This is a genomic window from Caulobacter sp. FV1ye6ST, from assembly GCF_058681225.1.
In genome coordinates, this window is record NZ_CM178733.1 from 5,118,227 (window position 1) to 5,142,708 (window position 24,482).

The 24,482-nt window shown below is 68.2% G+C and carries 28 protein-coding genes; 18 read left to right on the forward strand and 10 right to left on the reverse strand.

All coding sequences use genetic code 11. From position 1 onward, the window contains the following. Position 1: 1 nt before the first annotated feature. Positions 2-613: an inner membrane-spanning protein YciB gene (locus tag ACW175_RS24330; protein WP_492102466.1), complete on the forward strand. Its 612-nt coding sequence runs from the start codon at positions 2-4 to the stop codon at positions 611-613. A gap of 131 nt (positions 614-744) precedes the next feature. Continuing rightward, positions 745-1,305, forward strand: a complete 561-nt coding sequence (locus tag ACW175_RS24335) for a MarR family winged helix-turn-helix transcriptional regulator (RefSeq protein ID WP_492102467.1) — start codon at positions 745-747, stop codon at positions 1,303-1,305. A gap of 8 nt (positions 1,306-1,313) precedes the next feature. On the opposite strand, the gene ACW175_RS24340 is transcribed toward ACW175_RS24335, so the two are convergent. Then, positions 1,314-1,604, reverse strand: coding sequence for a hypothetical protein (locus ACW175_RS24340; protein WP_492102468.1), 291 nt, complete (start codon positions 1,602-1,604; stop codon positions 1,314-1,316). 118 nt (positions 1,605-1,722) lie between these two features. Here ACW175_RS24340 and ACW175_RS24345 point away from each other — a divergent pair, with 118 nt between their 5' ends. After that, entirely contained in the window at positions 1,723-2,106 is a 384-nt protein-coding gene (locus tag ACW175_RS24345) for a hypothetical protein (RefSeq protein WP_492102469.1), read from the forward strand. A gap of 69 nt (positions 2,107-2,175) precedes the next feature. Here ACW175_RS24345 and ACW175_RS24350 read toward each other — a convergent pair whose 3' ends face one another. The 4 genes from ACW175_RS24350 to ACW175_RS24365 form a co-directional block, all read right to left on the reverse strand. Then, complete coding sequence (locus ACW175_RS24350; RefSeq protein ID WP_492102470.1) at positions 2,176-2,688, reverse strand: DsbE family thiol:disulfide interchange protein; 513 nt, start codon at positions 2,686-2,688, stop codon at positions 2,176-2,178. After that, positions 2,685-2,852 carry a heme exporter protein CcmD gene (ccmD, locus tag ACW175_RS24355; protein ID WP_492102471.1) on the reverse strand — a complete coding sequence of 56 codons (168 nt, stop codon included), beginning with the start codon at positions 2,850-2,852 and terminating at the stop codon, positions 2,685-2,687. The genes ACW175_RS24350 and ccmD overlap by 4 nt, the downstream gene beginning before the upstream one ends. Continuing rightward, on the reverse strand, positions 2,849-3,592 hold the full coding sequence (gene ccmC, locus ACW175_RS24360; protein WP_492102472.1) for a heme ABC transporter permease CcmC: 744 nt from the start codon (positions 3,590-3,592) through the stop codon (positions 2,849-2,851). The genes ccmD and ccmC overlap by 4 nt, the downstream gene beginning before the upstream one ends. Before the next feature lie 107 nt (positions 3,593-3,699). Continuing rightward, positions 3,700-4,332 carry a Spy/CpxP family protein refolding chaperone gene (locus ACW175_RS24365; protein WP_492102473.1) on the reverse strand — a complete coding sequence of 211 codons (633 nt, stop codon included), beginning with the start codon at positions 4,330-4,332 and terminating at the stop codon, positions 3,700-3,702. 239 nt (positions 4,333-4,571) lie between these two features. Between ACW175_RS24365 and ACW175_RS24370 the strand changes: the two genes are divergently transcribed. Beyond that, a complete protein-coding gene (locus ACW175_RS24370; RefSeq protein ID WP_492102474.1) occupies positions 4,572-5,465 on the forward strand; it encodes a DMT family transporter in 894 nt (297 codons plus the stop codon). A gap of 10 nt (positions 5,466-5,475) precedes the next feature. On the opposite strand, the gene ccmB is transcribed toward ACW175_RS24370, so the two are convergent. After that, positions 5,476-6,141 (reverse strand): heme exporter protein CcmB, encoded by a 666-nt coding sequence (ccmB, locus tag ACW175_RS24375; protein ID WP_492102475.1) that lies wholly within the window; start codon positions 6,139-6,141, stop codon positions 5,476-5,478. Beyond that, positions 6,138-6,752, reverse strand: coding sequence for a heme ABC exporter ATP-binding protein CcmA (ccmA, locus tag ACW175_RS24380; protein ID WP_492102476.1), 615 nt, complete (start codon positions 6,750-6,752; stop codon positions 6,138-6,140). Before ccmA ends, ccmB begins: the two co-directional genes overlap by 4 nt. A gap of 183 nt (positions 6,753-6,935) precedes the next feature. Here ccmA and acnA point away from each other — a divergent pair, with 183 nt between their 5' ends. The 3 genes from acnA to ACW175_RS24395 all read left to right on the forward strand — a co-directional run bounded on the left by acnA (position 6,936) and on the right by ACW175_RS24395 (position 11,408). Continuing rightward, a complete protein-coding gene (gene acnA / locus ACW175_RS24385) occupies positions 6,936-9,626 on the forward strand; it encodes an aconitate hydratase AcnA (RefSeq protein WP_492102477.1) in 2,691 nt (896 codons plus the stop codon). Between the two features lie 167 nt (positions 9,627-9,793). Beyond that, positions 9,794-10,510, forward strand: coding sequence for a DUF1223 domain-containing protein (locus ACW175_RS24390; protein WP_492102478.1), 717 nt, complete (start codon positions 9,794-9,796; stop codon positions 10,508-10,510). A gap of 550 nt (positions 10,511-11,060) precedes the next feature. Next, entirely contained in the window at positions 11,061-11,408 is a 348-nt protein-coding gene (locus tag ACW175_RS24395; protein ID WP_492102479.1) for a DUF2794 domain-containing protein, read from the forward strand. Between the two features lie 59 nt (positions 11,409-11,467). On the opposite strand, the gene ACW175_RS24400 is transcribed toward ACW175_RS24395, so the two are convergent. Both ACW175_RS24400 and ACW175_RS24405 read right to left on the reverse strand, forming a co-directional pair. Continuing rightward, positions 11,468-11,812, reverse strand: coding sequence for a hypothetical protein (locus ACW175_RS24400; RefSeq protein ID WP_492102480.1), 345 nt, complete (start codon positions 11,810-11,812; stop codon positions 11,468-11,470). Positions 11,813-11,931: 119 nt separating this feature from the next. Continuing rightward, entirely contained in the window at positions 11,932-12,684 is a 753-nt protein-coding gene (locus ACW175_RS24405) for a Bax inhibitor-1/YccA family protein (RefSeq protein ID WP_492102481.1), read from the reverse strand. Between the two features lie 222 nt (positions 12,685-12,906). On the opposite strand from ACW175_RS24405, the gene ACW175_RS24410 reads away from it, so the two are divergent. From ACW175_RS24410 to ACW175_RS24430, 5 genes are all read left to right on the forward strand, one after another. Further along, positions 12,907-13,959 (forward strand): aldo/keto reductase, encoded by a 1,053-nt coding sequence (locus tag ACW175_RS24410; RefSeq protein WP_492102482.1) that lies wholly within the window; start codon positions 12,907-12,909, stop codon positions 13,957-13,959. 13 nt (positions 13,960-13,972) lie between these two features. After that, complete coding sequence (thpR, locus tag ACW175_RS24415; protein ID WP_492102483.1) at positions 13,973-14,509, forward strand: RNA 2',3'-cyclic phosphodiesterase; 537 nt, start codon at positions 13,973-13,975, stop codon at positions 14,507-14,509. 748 nt (positions 14,510-15,257) lie between these two features. Next, a complete protein-coding gene (gene murJ / locus ACW175_RS24420; protein ID WP_492102484.1) occupies positions 15,258-16,904 on the forward strand; it encodes a murein biosynthesis integral membrane protein MurJ in 1,647 nt (548 codons plus the stop codon). Between the two features lie 161 nt (positions 16,905-17,065). Further along, the gene (gene trpS, locus ACW175_RS24425) at positions 17,066-18,112 is read left to right on the forward strand and encodes a tryptophan--tRNA ligase (protein WP_492102485.1); all 1,047 of its coding nucleotides are present in this window, start codon (positions 17,066-17,068) and stop codon (positions 18,110-18,112) included. Between the two features lie 48 nt (positions 18,113-18,160). Further along, positions 18,161-18,649, forward strand: a complete 489-nt coding sequence (locus ACW175_RS24430) for a universal stress protein (RefSeq protein WP_492102486.1) — start codon at positions 18,161-18,163, stop codon at positions 18,647-18,649. 52 nt (positions 18,650-18,701) lie between these two features. Here ACW175_RS24430 and ACW175_RS24435 read toward each other — a convergent pair whose 3' ends face one another. Further along, entirely contained in the window at positions 18,702-19,970 is a 1,269-nt protein-coding gene (locus tag ACW175_RS24435; RefSeq protein WP_492102487.1) for a cytochrome P450, read from the reverse strand. 146 nt (positions 19,971-20,116) lie between these two features. On the opposite strand from ACW175_RS24435, the gene ACW175_RS24440 reads away from it, so the two are divergent. From ACW175_RS24440 to rimI, 6 genes are all read left to right on the forward strand, one after another. Further along, complete coding sequence (locus ACW175_RS24440; RefSeq protein ID WP_492102488.1) at positions 20,117-20,695, forward strand: NifU family protein; 579 nt, start codon at positions 20,117-20,119, stop codon at positions 20,693-20,695. Between the two features lie 79 nt (positions 20,696-20,774). Then, positions 20,775-21,362 (forward strand): malonic semialdehyde reductase, encoded by a 588-nt coding sequence (locus ACW175_RS24445; protein ID WP_492102489.1) that lies wholly within the window; start codon positions 20,775-20,777, stop codon positions 21,360-21,362. Positions 21,363-21,678: 316 nt separating this feature from the next. Beyond that, a complete protein-coding gene (locus ACW175_RS24450) occupies positions 21,679-22,644 on the forward strand; it encodes an IS110 family RNA-guided transposase (RefSeq protein WP_492102490.1) in 966 nt (321 codons plus the stop codon). A 46-nt stretch (positions 22,645-22,690) separates the two neighbouring features. Continuing rightward, on the forward strand, positions 22,691-23,344 hold the full coding sequence (locus ACW175_RS24455) for a DUF1131 family protein (protein ID WP_492102491.1): 654 nt from the start codon (positions 22,691-22,693) through the stop codon (positions 23,342-23,344). Between the two features lie 3 nt (positions 23,345-23,347). Beyond that, on the forward strand, positions 23,348-23,995 hold the full coding sequence (gene tsaB, locus ACW175_RS24460) for a tRNA (adenosine(37)-N6)-threonylcarbamoyltransferase complex dimerization subunit type 1 TsaB (protein ID WP_492102492.1): 648 nt from the start codon (positions 23,348-23,350) through the stop codon (positions 23,993-23,995). Then, positions 23,992-24,444: a ribosomal protein S18-alanine N-acetyltransferase gene (gene rimI / locus ACW175_RS24465; protein ID WP_492102493.1), complete on the forward strand. Its 453-nt coding sequence runs from the start codon at positions 23,992-23,994 to the stop codon at positions 24,442-24,444. The genes tsaB and rimI overlap by 4 nt, the downstream gene beginning before the upstream one ends. Positions 24,445-24,482: the final 38 nt, after the last annotated feature.

Genomic DNA, 24,482 nt, shown 5'->3' on the forward strand with positions numbered 1-24,482 from the left:
CGTGAGCGAAGCGTCCGCAGAGACTCCGAAGAAGAGCAACGGCTGGGTCCGGACGGTCGTCGACTACGGCGCGGCCATCGCTTTCGGCGTCGCCTATTTCGTCACCAAGGATTTCCAGAAGGCCACCTGGGTGCTGGTCGCGGCCTCGGCCGCCGCCCTGGCCATCGGCTTCGCGGTCGAGCGTCGCCTGGCCCTGCTGCCGCTGTTCTTCGGCGGCATGGCGCTGATTTTCGGCGCGCTGGGCCTGATCTTCCACTCCGACGTCTTCGTGAAGATCAAGGTCACGGTGATCAACCTGGCCCTGGCCGGCTTCCTGTTCGGCGGCGTCTTCACCGGCCGCCAGCCGCTGAAGCTGATCATGGGCGAGGCCCTGCACCTGTCCGACGCGGCCTGGCGCACCCTGACCCTGCGCTATGGCGGCTATTTCGGTGTCGTCGCCCTGCTGAACGAGATCGTCCGCAACACCCAGGACACCGACACCTGGGTGAAGTTCCGTCTTGGTCTCTTGCCCTTGGCGCTCGTGTTCGTCGCCACCCAGGTGCCGTTCATGATGAAGCACATGGCCAAGGGTGATGAGCCTGCCGCGGCCGAACCCCCGGACGCAGGCTTCTAGGGACGCGTCTTTCCAGAGACGCTAGCCTTCCGGTATCCGCCGTCCACGGACCGTTGTCGTCAAATCGACGTGTAAGAGTGCTAGCGTTCGTCCGTCGGCCGAGTACGGCCTGCGGGAACGGGGGCGCGAGCATGGCCAAGAGCAAGGGCGAAAAGACGGTCGGCGGTCTCCTGGAGCGCTCGCCCAGCCACCTGCTTCACCGGGTCCTGCAACTGGCCCTCGACATCTACGCCGAAGAGTGCGGCGAGGCCGGGGTCACCCAGCGCCAGTTCGCCGTGCTGGCCGCCGTGGCCGAGAACGAGGGCGTCACCCAGACCGCCCTCGTCCGCGCCACCGGCATCGACCGTTCGACCCTGGCCGACATGGTCGCCCGCATGATCACCAAGGGCCACCTCGAGCGTCAGCGCTCCAGCGAGGACGCCCGCGCCAATAGCGTCCGCCTGACCGACGCCGGCCGTGAGGCGCTGGAGGCCATCCGCCCGATGGTCGGCATGGCCGACGCTCGGATCCTGGCCCTGCTGAAGCCCGGCAAGCGCGAGGGCTTCCTCGACCTGCTGTCCGACATGGCCGGCGCCGAGCTGCACCCGGCCGAAGCCGAGCCCAAGGCCAAGAAGCCCAAGGCGGTAAAGGCCGAAAAGCCGAAAAAGGACAAGAAGCCCAAGAAGGACAAGGCCGCCAAGAAGGCGGCCTGACCCTCGGGTTAGACCACGATATTCAGCAGCGAGCCCGGACGCAGGATCCTCGTGGGCTGCGCGTCCGGCTGCACGAACGGCTTGGCCGGCGCCTGGCGCTGCTGCGGCTGGGCCATTGTCTGCATCTGCACCGTCGACGGCGCGACGGCCGGACGGGTCGGGGCCGCATCGCCCAAGGCCTGCTGGAAGAACGCCGCGCGCGTCTGGGCGACCGGACCCGCGCCACCTACACTATTAGGAGTGGCGACGGCGGTCTTCGACGGGACGGACGGCCAGCCGGCCGGGCGAACGTTGCTCATGACGCGGACTGTAACATGGTTAACAGAGGTTCGGCGAGTATGGTCAACGCCGCGTTAACGCGCTAGCTCCGCGACCTGAGAGCGCACCCTTGCGCGAGACCTGGCGTCTGGAGACCCCGTGAACCGGCAGAAGATAATCTTCCTGATCGTCCTGGGCGCGGCCGGGCTGTTCATCGCCTCGATGGTCGGCTCGATGATTCCGAGCAAGCAGGTCCTGCCGAACGGCTACCAGGTCACGGTCGGCGGGAAGGGCGAGACCTGGGTCCGTTCGCCCGACCGCCAGATCCTGGTGACCGACGTCAGCTCGGTCTGGACCTCCGCCGGCCAGATGCTGGTCGAGCGCCACACGACCGATGAAAAGCCGCCGTTCCAGCTTCTCGACTGTGACTATCAGGTCGCCGACGGGCGCGGCGCCTTGCACCCGGTCGCCAAGGCCGAGGCCCTGGCCATGCTCGCCGGCATGGAGCGCCAGACCGTGTCGCCCAAGACCTGCGTGAAGTAGCGGGCTCTAGCTTGTTGTTTTGACGCATTTTCTGACGACGAACCGGTATCCACTTCGTCGGAAAATGCTCTAGCGCGCCTTCTTCAGCAGGTCCTCGGCCGCGTCGGGCGTCAGCGGGCCGGTGTGCTTGGCGATGATCACGCCGTCCGAGCCGACGAGATAGGTCTCCGGCACGCCGGTGACCCCGAACTCAAGCCCAGCGCGGCCGTCGCGATCGACCAGCCGCTCGGCGAAGGGATCGCCCAGGCGGGTCAGGAAGGCCTGGGTGTTGGCCGGAGCGTCCTTGTAGGCGATCCCGACCACCTTCACGCCCTGAGCCTTCAGCGCCATCAGCTGCGGGTGCTCGACTTCGCAGGGGGCGCACCAGGAGGCGAAGAAGTTGACCAGGATCGGGCCGTCCGTCGAGGCGCGGATCGGAGCCGGGCGGCCGCTGTCGAGCTCGGGCAGCGACAAGGCCGGCATCGGCTTGCCGACCAGGGCGTGGGGCTGGACGTGCGGGTCGCGCTTGAGGGCGAAGCCGGCGAACAGGGCCGCCAGGGCGATCAGCACGATCAGCGGCGCGAAGGCCAGCCAGCGCTTCACGAGGCCTGCTCGTCGAGCTCTGCCTGCAGGCGCTGGGCCTCGCGCTTCCAGCGGCGGGCGGTGAGCAGGCTGTCGCCGATCATCCAGGCGAAGGCCAGCGCCGAGATGGCGAAGGCGGGCCACAGATAGACGGCGTACTTGCCGGCGTCGAAATCGAAGCTCATCGCTCGCCCTCCGCCAGCTTCATGGAGAGGCTCCGGGCCTTGCGCCGCCAGACCAGGGCTCGGATACGGACCAGCCACAGGGCGCCGAACGCCCCGAGATAGGCCAGGCCCATCAGAGCGGCCGGCCAGGCGTAGATGGCCGGCAGGCCGTCGCCGTCCTTGGCCATGAACGTCGAGGAGCCTTGGTGCAGGGTGTTCCACCACTCGACCGAGAACTTGACGATCGGCAGGTTGATCAGGCCGACCAGGGCCAGGATCGCGGCGGCGCGGGCGGCCTTCTGCTCGTCTTCCAGGGCGCCGCGCAGGGCCATGTAGCCGAGATAGAACAGCAGCAGGACCAGCACCGAGGTCAGGCGCGCGTCCCACACCCACCAGGTCCCCCACATCGGCTTGCCCCACAGCGAGCCGGTGATCAGGGCCAGGGCGGTATAGACCGCGCCGATCGGGGCGCAGGCCTGGGCGGCGAGGTCGGCCAGGGCCTGGCGGAACACCAGGGCCAGGAAGCTGGCCACGCCGAGGCAGACATAGATGAAGATGGCGAGCGAGGCGGCCGGGATGTGGATGAACATCATCCGTACCGTGTCGCCCTGCTGATAGTCCTCGGGGACCAGGAAGGTCATGACGAGACCAGCGAAGCCAGCAAGGGCCGACAGCGCGCCCAGCCACGGCGCGGCCCACCGCGAGAAGGCCATGAACCGCTCGGGATTGGTCAGGAAGTCGAACGTGTGGCGCGCGTCCATATCGGCTGCTTAGAGCGCGGCGAGAGCGTGGGCAATGGTCGTATCGCTACTGAAGCGGAGAAGGCGCGGCGGTCGCAGGCCCGCCGCGCCTTCGTGCTCGGTCGGGGTCAGCCGACCTTGCGCTCAATGACCACCTTGCGCTGGCCGTTTTTGAACACGGCCGGCCCGCCGCCGGTCTCGAAGCGGCGGACGAAGACGTGCTGGTCGCCTTCACCCTCGCCCATGCCCAGGATGTCGAAGGTCTTCTGCTGAGCCGGGGTCAGGGCCGTGTAGAAGGCGCGGGTGGCCTCGGCGCGCTTCTTCATGGCGTCCGCGGCCTTGGTCATGCGGTCCAGGCGCTCCAGCGTGGTCGGCGGGGCGCGTTCGGCGCGCTCCATCCTGTCGCCGTCCTTGTCGCCCTTGGAGACTTCGCGCTTCTCGATGACGATCTTCGGCGTGGTGGCCTCGACATAGGCCTTCAGGGCGCCGTCCTGGTCACCGCGCAGCTGCAGGATGTCGCGCAGGCGCTGGGCGCGCTTTTCGGGATCGACGTGCCGGCCCTGGTGCATGAACATCGCGTCCGGCCCCATGGCCATCATCATCTCCATCGGGGGCAGCGGCGGAAGCGGCGGCAAGGGCGCCTCGGGCGGCGGCGGCGGCGCCGGCGGCGCCGGGGGCGGCGGAACCTGGGCCAGGGCCGCGCCGGCCAGAAGCGTGGTGGCGGCGCCCGCGAGCGCCAGGCGGGTAAGGGTTTTACGCATGGTTGTGAGCTCCCTGTCGTATGATGACGAGAGCTTGGCCATCGCGATATGGCGCGAAAATGTCCGAAAACATGAACAATGTTCCATGTTTGACGAACGCCCGAAAAGGTTCCGGGCTTGCCCTCCAGCGGGCGTGCTTTATGTCAGCTGCCAGTTCCGGGATCGCCATGATCTAGAGGACGCCGGTCCCGCCGCGCGTCCGCGCCGGTCTGCCCGCGTTTCCGGCCCGGAGTCCTTGCATGAAGTCGATCGCTTTCGTCGCCCTGGCGCTGGCGGGCCTGTGTTGGGGCCTCGGCTTTCCCACCGGCAAGCTGATCCTGACCGAAATGGACGCGGCCCACATGGTGCTGCTGCGCTTCGGGGTCGCGGCTCTGGCCGCCGCGCCGTTCGCCCTGCGCTCGCCCGAGGTCCGGGCCCTGTTCAAGTCGCCCGTCGTGCTGCTGGCGGGGGTGCTCTACGGGATCGCCTTCATGGTCCAGTTCGAAGGTCTGGCGCACGTATCGGTGACGGTCGCGGCTCTGCTCGTGGGCGCCATGCCGGCCCTGATCGCGGTCAGCGCCAAGGTGCTGGGCGAGAAGGTTTCGCGGATGTCGTGGGCGGGCGTGGCGGCGGCGACCCTGGGCGCGGCCCTGATCGCCGGCAAGCCGGACGGCGCCAGCTCACCCTGGGGCGTGGCGCTGTCGCTGGGGGCGCTTTTCCTGTTCCTAGCATGGCTGCTGACCCTGCGCCGCGCGCCGAAGGCTCCGAACGCCATGGCCATCCCGGCGGTGTCGATCATCATCGCCGCCGTGACCGTCCTGCCCCTAGCCTTCGCCATGCATGGCCCGCCGAAACTGACCCTGAGCGCGCCCGTCTGGGCCGCGATCCTGGCCCAGGGCGTCCTGGCCACCCTGCTGGCCACCGCCGCCTGGCAGTACGGCGCCGCCCGCGTCGGGGCGGCCAGCGCCGGGGTGTTCATCAATATCGAGCCGCTGATCGGCGCGTGCTGCGGCGTGTTGCTGTTCGGCGACCACCTGACCGCGGCCCTGTTCGCCGGCGGCCTGCTGATCATCGGCGGCTCATTGGCGGTGGTGCTGGGCGAGAAGGCGGCGGCGCTGGGCGACGTGCAAGCGACGGTGGCCCCCACCCCCTGATCCTGGCTCCCTAGTCCAGCGCGTTCCGGCACGCCGCGCCCATGGCCAAAGGCGACAGGGCGATGGCGCCGACGCAATAGGCCAGCAGCAGCAGCAGCCCGCCCGTCCACGGCAGGCCGGCCGAATAGCCGTCCAGCGCCCCGGCCCCGAAGATCACCGGCGGGGCGAACAGCGGCAGGACGATCACCGCGACCAGCAGGCCGCCGCGCTTGCTGCCCAGGGCCAGGGACGCGCCGAGACCGCCGAGGAAGGCGAAGGCGAGACCGCCGGCCAGGGCGCACAGCACCAGCAGCGGCATCACCTTGAGATCAGCGCCCAGCATCAGGGCCGCGACGGGCGCGGCCAGGGCCAGCGGCGCGCCGGTGGCCAGCCACTGGGCCAGACACTTGGCGACCGCGACGGCTTCCAGCGGGGCGGGGCCCAGCGCCAGCAGGTCCAGGGTTCCGTCCTCGTAGTCGCGCTCGAACAGGCGCTCCAGCGACAGCAGCGCCGCCAGCGCCAGCGCCAGCCAGGCGATGCCGGGCGCGATCGCCGCCAGCCGTTCGGGCGCGCGGCCCGAGGCCATCGGCAGCAGCACGACGACGCAGGCATAGAAGGTCAGGGCCAGCAGCGGCCCGCCGCCCTTACCCCAGGCCAGGGCCAGCTCCCGCTTCAGGAGGACGCCGAACGCCTTCATGCCCCGACCTCCACGCTACGCGCCGGGATCGGCAGCGGATCGTGAACCGAGGCCAGGATCATGCCGCCGCCGGCCAGGTGTTCGGCCATCACCGTTCCGAACGCCGCGCGCTGGCCGGCGTCCAGCGGAGCCATCGGCTCGTCCAGCAGCCACAGCGACCGCGGACTGGCCGCCAGCCGCGCCAGGGCCAGGCGGCGGCGCTGGCCGGCCGACAGGCGGCGGACCTCCAGGTCCAGCAGGCGATTGAGGTCGAAGCGTTTGGCCGCGGCGCGGGCGCTGTCCTCGGTTCCGCCGGTCCACAGGGTCTGGAAGCGCAGCTCTTCCCAGGCCGTTCGGCTGGACTTCAGCCCATCCTGGTGACCCAGCAGGTGCAGGTGCTCGGCCCGCGCCGTGTCGGCCTCGATCGGCCCGGCCTCGCCCTCGAAGGCGATGGTTCCCTCGACCGGCCGCAGCAAGCCCGCCACGGCCCGCAGCAGGCTGGTCTTGCCCGCCCCGTTGCGGCCCACCAGCACCGCCGCCTCGCCGGCGCCCAGGGTCAGATTCATCCCGGAAAACAGCGTGCGTTCGCCCCGCGCGATCGCCAGTTCCTTAATGAGAACAACTCTCAACATGCCAAGACCCCGCGCGCGACATGGACGTTCGGCGGAGGTGGCGCTAAGAAGCGCGCGGTCGTCCCCCTCCAGTCGTTTTGGGTGGTACGCGGCGCGGAGGCGGAACCTGTGTGTCCCCTTCGATCAGCGCGTGATCCCGGGAGCGGTTTTCGGACGGCCGTGGACAGAGAAGGATCCTTGAGCATGGCGTCTGTTGACAGCCTGAAAGCCCGCCGCGAACTGAAGGTCGGCAACAAGTCTTACGTCTATTACAGCCTTCGCGCCGCTGAGGAAGCCGGTCTGACCGGAACTTCGTCGCTGCCGGTGTCGATGAAGGTTCTGCTGGAGAACCTGCTCCGCAACGAAGACAGCGTTTCGGTGTCGGAAGACGACCTGAAGGCCGTCGCCGCCTGGCTGCAGAACAAGGGCTCGGTCGAGCACGAGATCAGCTTCCGCCCAGCCCGCGTCCTGATGCAGGACTTCACCGGCGTTCCCGCCGTCGTCGACCTGGCCGCCATGCGCGACGCCATGGTCGCCCTGGGCGCCAACCCGGCCAAGATCAACCCGCTGAACCCGGTCGACCTGGTCATCGACCACTCGGTGATGGTCGACAACTTCGGTAACCCGAAGGCCTATGACGACAACGTCAAGCGCGAGTACGAGCGCAACATCGAGCGCTATCGCTTCCTGCGTTGGGGTTCGTCGGCGTTCAACAACTTCCGCGTCGTGCCGCCCGGCACCGGCATCTGCCACCAGGTGAACCTCGAATACCTGGCTCAGACGGTCTGGACGAACGAAGTCGACGGCGATGAAGTCGCCTATCCCGACACCGTCGTCGGCACCGACAGCCACACGACCATGGTCAACGGCCTGGCCGTTCTGGGCTGGGGCGTGGGCGGCATCGAGGCCGAGGCCGCGATGCTGGGCCAGCCGATCCCGATGCTGATCCCGGAAGTCATCGGCTTCAAGCTGACCGGCGCCATGCCGGAAGGCGCGACCGCGACCGACCTGGTGCTGACCGTCACCCAGATGCTGCGCAAGAAGGGCGTGGTCGGCAAGTTCGTCGAATTCTACGGCGACGCCCTGGCCAACCTGACCCTGGAAGACCAGGCGACCATCGCCAACATGGCGCCGGAATACGGCGCCACCTGCGGCTTCTTCCCGATCTCGGCCTCGACCATCGCCTATCTGAAGGGCACCGGCCGCACGGCCGAGCGCGTCGCCCTGGTCGAAGCCTACGCCAAGGAGCAGGGTCTGTGGTGGGAGCCGGGCACGGCCGAGCCGACCTTCACCGACACGCTGGAGCTGGACCTGTCGTCGGTGCTCCCGTCGCTGGCCGGCCCCAAGCGTCCGCAAGACCGCGTCCTGCTGTCGGAAGCCTCGTACAAGTTCCATGAATCGCTGGTCGGCGAGTTCGGCAAGAGCGACCAGCCCGACCTGCGCGCGCCGGTCGAGGGCGAGACCTTCGACGTCGGCCACGGCGACGTGGTCATCGCCGCCATCACCTCGTGCACCAACACGTCCAACCCCTCGGTCCTGATCGCCGCCGGCCTGGTGGCCAAGAACGCGGTGGCCAAGGGCCTGAAGGTCAAGCCGTGGGTGAAGACCTCGCTGGCCCCCGGCTCGCAGGTCGTCACCGACTATCTGGCCAAGGCCGGCCTGACCAAGCACCTCGATGCTCTCGGCTTCAACCTGGTGGGCTACGGCTGCACCACCTGCATCGGCAATTCGGGCCCGCTGCCGGAAGCCATCAGCAAGACGATCAACGACGCCGACCTGGTCGCGTGTAGCGTGCTCTCGGGCAACCGCAACTTCGAAGGCCGGGTGAACCCGGACGTGCGCGCCAACTACCTGGCCTCGCCGCCGCTGGTGGTGGCCTACGCCCTGGCCGGCACGATGAAGATCGACCTGGCCACCCAGCCGATCGGCCAGGACAAGAAGGGCAACGACGTCTTCCTGAAGGACATCTGGCCTTCGAACGAAGACATCGCGACCCTGCAGCGCAAGGCCATCAACGAGAAGATGTTCGCCACCCGTTACGGCGACGTCTTCAAGGGCGACAAGAACTGGCAGGGCATCAAGGTGACCGGCGGCCAGACCTACGCGTGGGAAGGCGACTCGACCTACGTCCAGAACCCGCCGTACTTCCCCAACATCTCGATGACCCCGACCCCGGTCACCGACATCGTGGAAGCCCGCATCCTGGCCGTGTTCGGCGACTCGATCACCACCGACCACATCAGCCCGGCCGGTTCGATCAAGACCAGCAGCCCGGCCGGTCAGTACCTGATCGACAACGGCGTTCAGCCGGTGGACTTCAACGGCTACGGCGCCCGCCGCGGCAACCACCAGGTCATGATGCGCGGCACGTTCGCCAACATCCGCATCCGCAACAAGATCACCCCGGAGATCGAAGGCGGCGTGACCAAGCACTTCCCGACCGGTGAAGTGATGCCGATCTACGACGCGGCCATGAAGTACCAGGCCGAAGGTCGTCCGGCGGTCGTGTTCGGCGGCAAGGAATACGGCACCGGCTCGTCGCGCGACTGGGCCGCCAAGGGCACCAAGCTCCTGGGCGTCCGCGCGGTGATCTGCGAAAGCTTCGAGCGTATCCACCGCTCGAACCTGGTCGGCATGGGCGTGCTGCCGCTGCAGTTCGTGCAGGACGGCTGGCAGAAGCTGGAGCTGACCGGCGAGGAGATCGTCTCGATCCGTGGTCTGACGGATCTGGCGCCGCGCAAGCAGCTGATCGTCGAGCTCTACCGCCCGACCGACGGCCGCATCGCCCGCTTCCCGGTCCGCTGCCGCATCGATACGCCGACCGAGCTCGAGTACTTCAAGAACGGCGGCGTGCTGAACTACGTGCTGCGCAACCTGGCCAAGTCGGCCAGCTAAGCGACGCGTTCAGACGCACGAATAGGCGGCCGGCCCCCTCGGGGGTCGGCCGTTTTCGTTGGCGGAGCGCGTGACAACGATGTCTCCCGCTTTTCTCCCCATGGACCGATGCTATTCACGGCCTCGTGAACGGCTATCTCGGGCGTTCTTGGCTTAAGTGACCCGCAATGCGTAAGGCCGCCCTCTCCCTGTTCGCCCTGGCCCTGTCCGGCGTCATCGTTCCTGCCGCCTGGGCCCAGAAGGCTCCGGTGGTGGTCGAGCTGTTCACGGCCCAGGGCTGCTCGTCCTGCGGCAAGGCCAACCAGCTGGCGGCGGATCTGTCCAAGCAGGACGGCGTCCTGGCCCTGACCTATGCGGTCGACTACTGGGACTACCTCGGCTGGAAGGACACCTTCGCCAAGCCGGGCTTCGCCGAACGCCAGCGCGCCTACGCCAAGAAGTTCGCCCTGCGCGACGTGCCCACGCCCCAGATGGTGGTCGGCGGTCGCGTCCAGGTGTCGGGCGCCAAGGCCGAGGCGGTCGAGGACCTGGTCAAGACCGCCCGGCGCTCACCCATCGATCCGCCGGACATGCTGTTCGTGGGCAAGGCGCGCGTCGCCGTGGGCTCGGGTCCGGCCCCGCGCGGCGGCGCCGACGTCTGGCTGGTCCGCTACGACCCGCGTGAGCAGGACATCGTCGTCAAGCGCGGCGACAACAAGGGTCAGACCCTGGTTCACCGCAACGTGGTGCGCGAGCTGGTCAAGCTGGGTCCCTGGGCTGGCCGGCCCAAGCTCTATCGCCTGCCGGCCTCGGCCGATGACGGGCTTGAAAGCGTGGTCCTGGTGCAGGGCGCCAAGGGCGGCCGCATCCTGGGCGTGCTGGAAGCCGCCACCCCCGAACACTGAGGTCTCCGGACTTCAATCAAAAGAAAACCCGCGTGGCCGGAGGGGACGGGCCACGCGGGTTCCTTTGCATGCCGACGAGAAGCGTCTCGTGACCGGGCGGGCTGGGGGGGCTGGACAGGAACCCCGTCCGCTCTTCGTCGACGCATCCCTTATCGCGGCTCAAACGGGCGAGGGCTGGACCAAACAAAGGTCGTTTCGGGGCGACGCGTGTCAGGTCTGAGGCAGGCGCGAACGCAAAAAAGCCCGCGCGGTGGGGGGGAATCCGCGCGGGCTCATTAGGGGGAGGGGATATAAAGTTTGTCGGCTGACCGGCCCGCGATCTGGGGGCTGGGGGGGCTGTTCAGGATCCTGGACCACAGGGTGTCCGATCAGCCGACAGTCACTTTATCGACCCGCAAACAGGCGGGCGAAGGACCGAATTAAGGTCATATCGGGGCGCGACATGGCCGTGGCGTGTCTTTTCCGCCGAGCGTGACCGGCGTGACACGAACATCGGGGTTTCGTGGCGCGAGGCTGTTCCAATCGTCCGATTTGGGACTAGATTCCGCCGATGGCCTTGGAATCCCAATCCGCGCCCCCCTCTGGTTCCGGCAGCGGCGGCGTCGTGTTCTTCGAGCGGCGCGAGCTGGACCAGCTGATGCGCCTCTACGGCCGCATGGTGGCGGCCGGCGAGTGGCGCGACTACGGCATCGCCGGCCTGTCCGACCACGCCGTGTTCTCGATCTTCCGCCACGCGGCCGAGGCGCCGCTCTATCGCGTCGAGAAGCGTCCGGCCCTGGCCCGCAAGCAGGGCGCCTGGGCCGTGACCGGCCAGGGCGGCCAGATCCTCAAGCGGGGCCACGAACTGGCCCAGGTGCTGAGGGTGTTCGAGAAGGGCAAGTTCTCGGTGGTCGACTGAAGCGCGTCAGGCGAAAGTGTGAGCGGTTTCGCCGCCCGACGCGCGCCAACAAAGAGTCCCTAAAACGAGAAGCCCAGCTTGGCGCCGACGAAGCGGCCGTCATTGTCGTAGCCGCGGGCCGTGCCGATCCCGCTGGTGTCGGCGCTGGGCTGGATGCCGCACAGAACCCCGATCCCGCCTGAAACGCCGCCCTCCCGGTGCTCGATCGCCGTCCGCGCCACGCCGCGCGGCAGGGGCGGGCGCGCCTGGGCGTAACGCAGCTCGACCGGGCCGATCGGCTTGAGGTTCAGCGGCGTGGAGAGGTTCGGCGCCTTGGCGACCGGCGGATAGGCCGGGATCGCCGTCTCGGCATGGGCGCCGGTCGCGATCAACAGGGTCGTGGTCAGGGCGAGCGCTCGGATCATCGTCGTCTCCATCCCAGTCAATGTGGGCGCGGCCGGGTCAAAGAGCCAGCGGCGCCACAAGAAAAAGCCCCGGCGGTTTCCCGCCGGGGCTTCGTCGTTCCGTAAAACCGATCCGCGTCTTAGCGACGGCTGCCCAGGATGCTGAGCAGGAACTGGAACAGGTTGATGAAGTTCAGATAGAGGTTCAGCGCGCCGTAGTTGGTGGCGACGGCCATCGACTGCTGCTCGCCGCCCAGCTGATAGTAGGTCAGCTTCAGGCGCTGGGTGTCGTAGGCGATCAGGCCCGCGAAGATCAGCACGCCCAGGACGCTGATGATGAAGCTCAGGCCCGGCAGGTGCAGGAACATCTGGACCAGCGAAGCCAGAACCAGGCCGATCAGGCCCATGATCAGGAAGCTGCCAAAGCCCGACAGGTCCTTCTTGGTGGTGTAGCCGACCAGGCTCAGGCCGCCGAAGGCGATGGCGGTGATCAGGAAGGTCGAGGCCACCGAAGCGCCGGTATAGGCCAGCAGCCACACGCCCGCGCCCGCGCCGATCGAAGCGACCAGGGCCCAGTAGAGAATGCCCGAAGAACGCGCCGTCGGGTTCTTCATGGCGAACATGGCCACCAGCATCATGGCCAGCGGCGCGAAGCGGACGATGGTGCCCAGCATGGTGAAGCCGGCCAGGCGGCCGTCGGGGGTCAGCACGTAAAGCTGGCTGGCGACCGGCACATAGGCGCTGGTCAGGAAGGCCAGGCCCGCCGACAGCAGGAGACCCAGCGCCACCTTGTTGTAGACGCCGAGCATGAAAGTACGCAGGCCGGCGTCAACCGACATGTCGGCGCGATCCGCCGGGATCGAGCGCGCGTAGTCGCGGTTGAAGTCGTTCATCGAAATAAGCCCTTGAGCTAGAGCGCCCATGATGGACGCCTGACGAATATCGGGTCTCCCGGCCGGCCGCGCAATCCCCTCACGAAAGTGTTCATGGTATGCGCTCGCGAAAAGGACGCGCCCGCCGAGGCCTCCATCGACGCGGCTTGCGGTGACGCGACGGCAGCCCTTAGAAAGCTTCCGCGAAGAAGCCGCCCAATAGGGCAAAAGAGGGGCTTGCCCATGGAGTACGCCAAACTCGGCCGCACGGACGTCTCGGTCTCGCGCTGCTGCCTGGGCACCATGACCTGGGGCTCGCAGAACACCGAGGCCGAGGCTCACGAACAGATGGACTACGCGCTCTCGCGCGGCGTCAACTTCTGGGACACGGCGGAGATGTACGCCAGCCCGCCCAGCCCCGAGACGCAAGGGCGCACCGAGCAATATATCGGCACGTGGCTGGAAAAGACCGGCAAGCGCCACGAGATCGTGCTGGCCTCCAAGGTCGCCGGCCAGGGCGCGGCCTTCGGCGGCCTGACGTGGATGCGCAAGGACGGGTCGACCACGCGCCACACGCGCGCCCAGATCGACGAGGCCGTCGAGGGCTCGCTGCGCCGCCTGAAGACCGACTATCTCGACCTCTACCAGCTGCACTGGCCCGACCGGAAGGTGCGGGTGTTCGGCGGCCAGTCCTACCGCGACTACGACCAGGACTTCGAAGCGTTCGGCGACATCCTCGAGGCGCTGGACGCCCACGTGAAGAAGGGTTCGATCCGCCATGTCGGCGTCTCGAACGAGTTTCCCTGGGGCGTGATGAAGTTCCTGGCCGAAAGCGAAGCAAAAGGCCTGCCCCGCATCGCCTCGATCCAGAACGCCTATCACCTGGCCAACCGCACCTTCGAGTTCGGCCTGGCCGAGATCGCCATGCGCGAACAGGTCGGCCTGCTGGCCTATTCGCCCCTGGCCCAGGGCCAGTTGACCGGCAAGTATCTGGACGGCGGCCTGCCCGAGGGCTCGCGCAAGGCGCTCTACAACCGCATGCAGCGCTATGAGGGTCCGGGCGCGGTCGAGGCCTTCCGCGCCTATGTCGCCCTGGCCAAGGAGAACGGCATGGATCCCGCCCAGCTGGCGCTGAAGTTCTGCGACGCCCGCCCATTCGTGACCGCCACGATCATCGGCGCCACCTCGATGGCCCAGCTGAAGACCGACATCGACGCCTTCGACCTGACGTGGACCGACGCGCTGGAAAAGGCCGTCAACGACATCCACGCCCGCCAGCCGAACCCCTGCCCGTAGGCGGTCTCCCGGGATGATCCGCCTCTTCACCGCCATCGCCATCCCGCCGGAGATCGGCCAGGGCCTGCTGTCGCGCCAGCACGGGATCGAGGGCGCGCGCTGGCGGCCGCTGGAGGCGTTCCACATCACGCTGAAGTTCATCGGCGACGTGCAGGAGCCGGTGGCGGCCGAGCTGGACGAAGCGCTGGCGGAGATCGCCGCGCCCGCCTTCGACCTGGAACTGGCCCGCGCCGGCCACTTCGGCGAGGGCGCCGACATCCACGCCGTCTGGGCCGGGGTCGAGGACAGCGCGCCGCTGCGCCGCTTGGCGAAGGCCAACGAGAGCGCCGCCCGATCGGTCGGGCTCAAGCCCGAGAGCCGCCTCTACACGCCGCACGTCACCCTGGCCTATCTGAAGCGCGCCTCGGTCACGGAGGTCGGGGCCTGGATCCAGGCCAACAACCTGATGCGCGCGCCGACCTTCACGGTCGATCGCTTCGGGCTCTATTCCAGCTGGCGGACCAGCGAGGGCTCGGCCTACCGGCTGGAGCGGGAATATCCGCTGGGGTGACGGCTGTTTGTGGGGACTGAGGGGCCTCTTTCCCCGGCGGTAGCGGCGCCGAGCCCCACGAAATCAACCGCTTCCCACTTTTTCGCACCCCTGGATCATCGGCGTTCAACACCACCGCATACTCAATGCGTCCCCGTCGCGGGGGAGGGCGTTTGGATCCGGCCCAAAACGGCGGCGGGGGTAGGTTGAGCGGGGCCGCTGGCGGTTCCCGGCGGAGCCTTCACGCCACGTCGCTTACTCTTTAGGAGCGCACGTGGGTGACGGGATCGTCCGGGATCAAAGCCATCAGCGGAGCGACAGGGCGGTGATCGTACAAGCCGCCTATCGTGGATCGTCGGGGTCGAGACGGATGTAGCCGATCGACTTGGTCCGCGCCCGTCCGGGGGCTAGTGGGGTCCCGAGCTGAAAGACGCTCACGCCCCCCATCCTCACGGGCAAGAACAGCCTGGCGGAGCGGTCTGCGAGCCGAAACACAAACAAACCCTACGGTCCCCGGGTTCGCCCGGCCGCTCCGTCGCCTCCCCAACACCTTCAGCGGCCGCGCCGCGTGAAGCCGCCAAGCCGTGCCGACTCAGCACAGGCCCCCACCTGACCTGCTCACGCAGGTCTGTCCGCCCCCAAGCGGGGCGGAGAAGGGAGCCTGGACCCCTTCTCTCCTCCCCCTGTTGGGGGAGGGGGACCGGCGAAGCCGGTGGAGGGGGTCAGCGCCACCCTTGACGCCCCTCGCCCGAGACCCCAGAAGCCGCAGGTGACCGACACCATCCCCGCCGCTCCCGCCGAAGACATCCCGCCCGCGCCCCCCCCGGCGCCCAAGAAGGGTGGCTTGCTCAAGTCGTCGGCGATCTATTCCGGCCTGACCCTGGTCAGCCGGTTCATGGGCTTCGCGCGCGATCTCGCCGTCTCGTACCGCATGGGGGCCAGCGCCACCCCGGCGGCCGACGCCTACAACGCGGCCCTGGCCTTCCCGAACCTGTTCCGCCGGTTCTTCGCCGAGGGCGCCTTCGCGGCGGCCTTCGTGCCGGCTTACGCCAAGTCGCTGCAGCGCGACGGCGAGGAGAAGGCCGACATCCTGGCGGCCGACGCCATGGCCACCTTGGCGGCCTCGACCATCCTGATCACCGTCGTCTGCCAGCTGGCCATGCCGTGGCTGATGATGCTGATCAGCCCGGGCTTCGGCTGGGGCACCGAGAAGTACAAGCTGGCGGTGCTGCTGACCCAGATCACCATGCCCTACCTGCCGTGCATGGCGATCGTGGCCCACCTGTCGGGCGTTCTGAACGCCCGCGACCGCTTCATCCTGTCGGCCGGCGCGCCGATCCTGCTGAACCTCTGCACCCTGGCCTTCATCCTGCCCCAGACCACGGCGGTGGGCGCGGCGCAGTGGGGCTCGATCGGCGTCGTGGTGGCGGGCGTCGCCCAGGCCGCCCTGCTGACCTGGGGCGTCAACAAGTCCGGCGCCCAGGTCCATTGGCGCCTGCCGCGCCTGACGCCGGAAGTGCGCGAGCTGATCGGCAAGGCCATCCCCGGGGCCCTGGCGGCCAGCGCAACCCAGGTCAACATCTTCATCTCCGGCAACCTGGCCAGCCATGTGCCGGGCGGCCGGACCTGGCTGGCGACGGCCGATCGCCTCTACCAGCTGCCGCTGGGCCTGGTGGGCGTGGCCATCGGCGTGGCCCTGCTGCCGCGCCTGTCGCGCGCCGTCCACTCGGGCGACCGGGCGGACGCCCAGAGCGCCATGGACCAGGGGATCACCCTGGCCATGGCCCTGACCCTGCCGGCCGCGGCGGCCCTGATCGCCATGCCCGGCTTCCTGTCGGACGGCCTCTATACGCGCGGCCAGTTCACGGCGTTCGACGCCAGCCAGACGGCGGCGGCCCTGTTCTTCTACGGCCTGGGCACCCCGGCCTTCGTGCTGCAGCAGCTGTATTCGCGGGCCTTCTTCGCCCGCGGCGACACCAGGAGCCCGATGCGCTTCGCCCTGATCTCGGTGGCGGTGAACATCGTCTTCGGCGTGATCCTGTTCAAGCTGGTCGGGGTCAAGGGCATCGCGGCGGCCACCGCCATCGCCTCCTGGATCAATGTCGGCCAGATGGCCTGGGCGCTGTCGGCCAAGAAGGAATACGGCCCTTCGCTGCAGACCTGGTCGCGCCTGGCGCGGATCCTGGCCGCCAGCCTGGGCATGGGCTTGCTGCTGGCGGGCGCGGCGCACTATCGCGACCTGATCGAGGCGCCGCTGCGCGGCCTGGGCCTGACCGGCCACGCCATTGGCGCCAAGGAGTTCGCCCTGGCCCTGACCTGCCTGGCGGGCGTGGCGGTCTATCCGCCGCTGCTGTTCCTGTTCGGCGGGGTCAAGCCGGCCGAGCTGAAGGCGGTCCTGCGGCGGGGCAAGGCTTGATCCGTGGCGGCGGGAAGGGTAACGAACCGGGCATGGCTCCGATCGGTCTCTTCTCGCCGCGATGGCGCGGCTCCAACTGACCTTGATCTTCGCGCTTCGGCGCGATGCGCTTTCGCGCCCATAGCCATCCCATCCGAATTCGACAGCCAAGGCTCACAGCCATGACCGATCAAGCCCCCGTCACCTATACGGGTCCCGCCCGCGTGCTCTCGGGCGTCCAGCCCTCGGGCGCCCTGCACCTGGGCAACTATCTTGGCGCGCTGGTGAAGTTCTCCCGCCTGCAGCACGAGATCGACACCTTCATCTTCGTGGCCGACCTGCACGCCATCACCGTCTGGCAGGACCCGGCGCTGCTGGCCCAGCAGACCCGCGAGATCGCCGCCGCCTACATCGCCTCGGGCCTGGACCCGGACAAGGCGACGATCTTCCCGCAGTCGGCGGTGCGCGAGCACGCCGAACTGGCCTGGATCTTCCAGTGCGTCGCCCGCCTGGGCTGGCTGGACCGCATGACCCAGTTCAAGGAGAAGAGCGGCAAGCACAAGGAGCGCAGCTCGGTGGGTCTCTATACCTATCCGGTGCTGCAGGCGGCCGACATCCTGGTCTACAAGGCCACCCACGTGCCGGTGGGCGAGGACCAGAAGCAGCACCTGGAGCTGACCCGCGATATCGCCGGCAAGTTCAACCACGACTTCGGCGTTCCGGGCGGGGCGCCGGCCTTCTTCCCGCAGCCCGAGCCGCTGATCCAGGGGCCGGGCGCGCGAGTCATGTCGTTGCGCGACGGCTCGGCCAAGATGAGCAAGTCCGATCCGTCGGACTATTCGCGCATCAACCTGACCGACGACGCCGACACCATCGCGGCCAAGATCAAGAAGGCCCGCACCGATCCCGAACCGCTGCCCGAGACGCTGGAAGAGTTGACCGCCCGCGCCGAGGCCGACAACCTGGTCGGCATCTTCGCGGCCCTGGCCGGCAAGACCAAGGCCGAGGTGCTGGCCGACTACGCCGGCAAGGGCTTCGGGACCTTCAAGCCGGCCCTGGCCGAGCTGGCGGTCGAAAAGCTGGCCCCGGTCGGCGACAAGATGCGCGGCCTGTTGGGCGATCCGGCGGTGCTGGACGCCATCCTGGCCAAGGGCGCGGCCAAGGCCTCCGAGGCCGCCGCCCCGACCCTGGCCGAGGTCAAGAAGCTGGTCGGCTTCTGGGGGGCCTAGCTTCTGGGGGGGCTTGAGGTTGCGATTGAAGCGGCGTCATCTCGCGATATGACCGACGCCGCTTCAAGTCGCCGCAAGTTCCTCGTCGTCGCCGACGACTCGCCGGAGTTCGCGGCGGCGCTGAAATACGCCTGCCGCCGCGCCCGCTCGACCAACGGTCATGTGGCGCTGCTGAAGGTGATCTCGCCGGCCGAGTTCGAGCACTGGAGCGGCGTGCGCGAGGAGATCGAGCGCCAGGAGCGGGAGGAGGCCGAGGCGCTCTTGCAGAGCCTCGCCGCCCAGGTCGTGGCCGCCACCGGCCTGCCGCCCGAGTTCATCATCAAGCACGCCGACAGCGTCCGCACGGCGCTGAGGCTGGTCATCGCCGCCGACCCGGCCATCAAGATCCTGATCCTGGCGACCTCGACGGCCGGCCGTGGCCCCGGTCCCCTGATCTCGGCCATCGCCAAGGAGGGCGTCGGCTTCGCGGGCCGCAAGCTGCCGGTGACCGTCGTGCCCGGGGACCTGACGGACGCCGAGATCGAGGCGTTGGCGTGACGCCTCCCGCCAAAGTGGCCGCCGGTTTGGCGTCAGGAGGCGTCAAAACAGATCAGTTCCGCTCCGGGATCCGGACCATCATCCGCTCGTAGCCCTTCACGAAGGTCGAATAGACCCGCTTGGGCTCTTCCAGCACCTCGATCCGGGGGAAGCGCTTGAGAATCTCTTCCCAGACGATCTTCAGCTGCATCTCGGCCAGACGGTTGCCGACGCAGCGGTGGATGCCGAAGCCGAACGACAGGTGGCGGCGGGCCTGGGGGCGGTCGATGATGAAGGCGTCGGCGTTCTCGATCACCGTGTCGTCGCGGTTGCCCGAGACGTACCACATGACGACCTTGTCGCCCTTCTTGATGGTCTTGCCCGACAGCTCGAAGTCTTCCAGCGCCGTGCGGCGCATGTGGGCCAGCGGGGTCTGCCAGCGGATGATCTCCGAGACCATGTTCGGGATCAGGCCGGGGTCGGCGCGCAGCTTGGCCTCTTCCTGAGGGTTCTTCGACAGGGCGTAGAGGCCGCCGGTCAGCGAATTGCGGGTGGTGTCATTGCCGCCGACGATCAGCAGGATGACATTGCCTAGATACTCCATCGGCGGCATGTCGCGGGTGGCCTCGCCATGGGCCAGCATCGAGATCAGGTCGTTGCCAGGCTCGGTCTGGTTGACCCGCTGGTTCCACAGATTGGTGAAATAGCCCAGGCACTCCAGCAGCTCGGCGCGGCGGGCCTCTTCGCTCTCCACCAAGCCGCTTTCGGGCGAGGCGGTGGCGACGTCCGACCAGCGGGTCAGCTTGCGGCGCTCTTCCCAGGGGAAGTCGAACAGGGTGGCCAGCATCTGGGTGGTCAGCTCGATCGAGACCTTGTCGACCCAGTCGAACGGCTCGTTCAGCGGCAGCGTATCGAGGATATGGCAAACCCGCTCGCGGATGACGCCTTCCAGGCGGCCCAGGTTCTGCGGCGAGACGATCGGGCTGACCGTCTTGCGCTGGATGTCGTGCTTGGGCTGGTCCATCGCGATGAACATCGGCAGGACGAAGTCCTCGTCGAAGTTCCGGATGGTGATGCCGCCCAGGTGCGCGTCCGACGAGAAAACCTGGTGGGTCGTGTCGACGGTCATGATGTCGTTGTAGCGGGTGATCGACCAGTAGGGACCGGTTTCCTCGTCGCCTTTCGACCAGTGGACCGGGTCTTCCTTCCGAAGCCGTTCGAAATAGGGCCACATGGCGTCGGCCTGGAACAGGGCCGGGCTGGCCACATGGATATCTTCCAGGGGCATCGCGTAGGCTTCAGCCCGCGCGGCTTCCTTTAGGTCAACCGAACCATCGCTCATCTTCAGGATCCTCCCGCGGACCATTGTTATGCCGCCATACCGCCAGAAAATGACGCCTGTGTCACTTTTAAAATTCGCCGGTCTACGGTCTTGTGAACGCGGCGGACGGTCTTGCGTCACGAGGCCGCGAGGTCCATTTCAGGGCGATGTTCATTCAGACCGAAACCACCCCGAACCCCGAGGTCCTGAAGTTCCTGCCCGGCCGCGAGGTGTTGGGTGAAGGCGCGCGGGAGTTCCGGACCCCGGAAGAGGGCGAGGTTTCGCCGCTGGCCAAGGCCCTGTTCGAGCTCGGCGACGTGTCGCGGGTGTTCTTCGGTCCCGATTTCCTGACCGTGACCAAGGGCGAGGACGCCCAGTGGCCGCACCTGAAGGCGCCGATCCTGGCGGCGATCATGGACCACTTCACCAGCGGCCGGCCGGTGTTGCTGGACCAGGCCTCGGGCGCCGATGGCGGCCATGACGAAGACGGTGTCTATGACGAGGACACCGCGCAGATCGTCGCCGAGATCAAGGAACTGCTCGATACCCGCATCCGTCCGGCGGTGGCCCAGGACGGCGGCGATATCGTTTTCTCGCGCTTCGAGCCACAGACGGGCGTGGTCTGGCTGCACATGCGCGGCGCCTGCTCGGGCTGCCCGTCCTCGTCGGCGACCCTGAAGGCCGGCGTCGAGAACATGCTCAAGCACTATGTGCCGGAAGTGACCCGGGTCGAGCAGACGCTCTGATCGCCAAGGGTTGATCCCGTCGCGCGGGCGTCTATATCGTAACCTGTAGAGTTACAGATAGCCTTCCGAAGGATCCATAATGGCCAAGATCGACGACGGCGCGCTCGCCCAGCTGTTCACCGAAGCCCGCACCCGCAACGGCTGGGACCCGACCCCGCTGCCGGAAGAGACGCTGCACGCGCTGTACGACCTGGTGAAGTTTGGCCCGACGGCCGCCAACGCCAGCCCGGCCCGGTTCTATTTCCTGACCTCGCCGGAAGCCAAGGAGCGCTTGGCCAAGCTCGCGTCGGGCTCGAACGCGCCGAAGATCCGGCAGGCGCCGGTGACGGTGATCGTCGGCTACGACCTCGATTTTCCGGAAACCCTGCCCAAGCTGTTCCCGCACGCCCCGGGCGCCAAGGACTGGTTCAGCGACATGACGGCGCGCGAGTGGGGCGCGCTGCGCAACAGCTCGCTGCAGGGCGGCTATCTGATCCTGGGCGCGAGAGCCCTTGGCCTGGACGCCGGTCCGATGTCGGGCTTCGACAATGCCGGCGTCGACGCCGAGTTCTTCGCGGGCACGAACATCAAGAGCAACTTCATCGTCTCGATCGGCCACGGTACGGACGAGGGCCTGTTCCCGCGCAATCCGCGCCTCGCCTTCGATGAGGCGGCGAAGATTCTGTAACGCACCCAAGCTTGTCATCCCGGAAGCCTCGCAGAGGCTGTCCGGGACCCAGGGCCGGCGCACCGCGGTTACCCCTGGGTCCCGGCTCTCCGCTTCGCCGCGGTCGGGATTGTCTATGAAAGGTGAGGCATATTGGTTTGGCCGGAAGCGGATCCGGGGCCGGCCAGCCTCGGATCCGCGCCCGTCGCCGCGACCGTTCCGGGATCGGGCCTCAAGCCCGTTGTCATCAAGGTCCGGCGGCGGACCGGCTTCGTTCGCTTGTTGACTTGACTGGGCCGCTAGGCGCGCCCGCAGACAATCCGAAGCCGAGACGATCATGCCTCAAACCCCTGCGCCGGCCAATGCCGGCCCGCGTGTCCTGGGCGCCGATGTGGCCAAGGACGCCATCGTCTTCCACGACAGCCTGACACGGCGCTACTGGAGCGTGGACAACGCCCCCGACGCGCTGGCAAAGGCCCTGAGACCCTACGCCGACTACGACTGGCTGGTCTGCGAGACCACCGGAGGCCATGAGCGCCGGTTGCTGGACGCCGCCGCCGTGGTGGGCCTGCGCGCCTGTCGCGCCGACGCCGCCCAGGTGAAGGCCTTCATCGCCTCGCACGGCGGCCGCGCCAAGACCGACCCGATCGATGCGGCCTGGCTCACGCGCTACGGCCAGGACCGAGCCGCTCAGCTCAAGCCCTGGCGCGCCCCAGAGCCCGAGCGTGAGGCCTTCGCCCAGCTCCTACGCCATCGCCAGGACCTGCTGGCCCAGCGCGTCCAGGCCAGGAACCGCCGCGGCGCTCCTGGCGCGGCCCGCCTGCAAGACCTGCTCGACGAGCAGATCGACTTCCTCACCCGCCAGATACGTCATATCGACGCCCAGCTGGCTCAGCTCATCCAGGCCCTGGCCGACCTGGTCCGAGACGAGCAGGCCTTGCGCGCCATTCCCGGCGTAGGCCCCGTCACCGCCCGCACCCTGCTGGCCCTTCTACCCGAGCTGGGCCGCATGGGACCAAAGCAGGCCGCCAGCCTCGCCGGACTGGCGCCCCATCCCCATCAGTCCGGACAAACGCAGCGACGGCGGCCCATGAGCGGCGGCAGAACCGGTCTACGCCCGGTTCTCTTCATGGCCGCCCTCACCGCCGCAAGGGCCCATCCGACCCTCGCCCCCGTCTATAAACGCCTCATCGACGCCGGAAAACCAAAGCGTCTCGCCCTCGCGGCCATCGCCCGAAAGCTCGTCGTCATCGCAAACGCCGTCCTGCGCGATACCCACAAATCAAGCCTCGCACTGACTTGATGACAAGCATTTTGTGCGTATCGCGAACATTGGCTAGAAGAGGGTCATGACCCTTCGCCACACCCTCCTCGCCCTGCCGCTCGTGCTGCTCGCCGCCTGCGGCCCGGCCAAGACGGACGAGACACAGCCTTCAAACGGTGCGGCGCCCGTCGCCGAGACCGGCGCGACAGCCCCGGTCCACGTCGCCATGGCGCCCTATGTCGGCGGACCGCTGAAGATCAGCAACGACGGCGTCGGTCCGATCAACGGCTCGGTCGCCTTCGACTTGCCGACTTTGAAGGTGCTGTTCCCGAAGGCCAAGGTCGACAGCGCCTTCCTGCACTTCGGCGAGGGCCCGCCCCAGCCGATCATCAATGTCGAGCAGGACAACGTTCCGCTGGCGGAGATCGGCAAGAACGATGAAGCCGAGATCGCCTATGTCCGGGTCGAGGCCGGTGACGCCCGCGGCCCAAAGGGCGAGACGCTGCTGGCCAAGTGGGCCGATCTCGGTTTTACCGTAGACCAGTGCCGCGCCGGCGAGGGCCGGGAGATCAACCAGACGATCTGCGTCCGTCCCGAGACCCCGAACGTCTCCTACGTGTTCGGCGTCCCCGGCTATACGGGCAAGACCGTGCCGCCCGAGGCGACCCTGAAGGCCAAGGGCCAGTTGAACGCGTTCATCTGGCGTCCGGCCGAAGGCGCGGTCGTCGGCGCCGGCTGACCCATGATCCTCTCGATCGACACCTGCCTCGGCGCCAGCTCGGTCGCCGTGCTGGACGGCGAGCGCGTGCTGGCCGTGCGGAGCGAAGCCATGACCCGCGGTCACCAGGAGCGCATCGGCGTCCTGGCGCGGGAAGCCGCCGCCGAGGCCAGCGTGGCCTTCACCGACCTCACGCGCATCGGCGTCACGGTCGGCCCCGGCTCGTTCACTGGCATGCGCGTTGGCCTGGCCTTCGCCAAGGGCTTGGCCACGGCGCTGTCGATCCCGTGCGTCGGGATCAATACGCTGGAGAGCCTGGCCTACGGGACCAAGAACTTCGTCGCGGCCGTGATCGATGCGCGGATGAGCCAAGTCTACATCCAGGTCTTCGCCGACGGCGTGTCGCTGATGGCCCCAGACGCTCTGGGCCTTGGCGAAGCCGCCGCGCGGCTGGCCGAGCTCTATTCCGGCGGGCCGGCGACCCTGATCGGTTCCGGCGCGCCGCTGCTGGCCGACGCGTTGAGCCAGGCGACCGTCCTGACGCCCGTCTCCCCGGATCCGGTCGCTGTCGCTCGCCTGGCCGCCACCAGGCCCGCCCCGACCCATTCGCCGCGGCCGCTGTATCTGCGCGCGCCCTATGCGACGCTGCCGACGGCCCAAGCCGAAACATGAACCTGCGTCCCGTTGGGCCCGAGGCCTCCTTCGATCTGGCCGACATCCACGACAAGGCCTTCGACCGGCCCTGGACGGCGCTGGAGTTCGACGAACTGCTGAAATCCCCGGGCGCGTTCGCGGTGCTGGGCGAGGCCGGCGAACCCGCCGAGGCCAAGGGCTTCATCCTGTGCCGCTCGATCGCCGGCGAAGCCGAGATCCTGACCATCGCCGTCGATCCGGCCGCGCGCCGTCGCGGCTGGGGCGCCGCGCTGGTGGAAATCGCCGCCGGGATCGCCGCCGAGACCGGATCCGAGGCGATGTTCCTGGAGGTCGCCGCCGACAATCTGGCGGCCATCGCCCTCTACCAGACGACTGGTTTCGCCAAGGTCGGCCTGCGGAAGGGCTATTATCCCCACCCGGATGGCGCCAAGGACGCGCTTGTCATGCGCCGGGCGCTTAACACTTAGCAACCAACCCCCTATCTTGCCGCGACTCAGACGGAGCT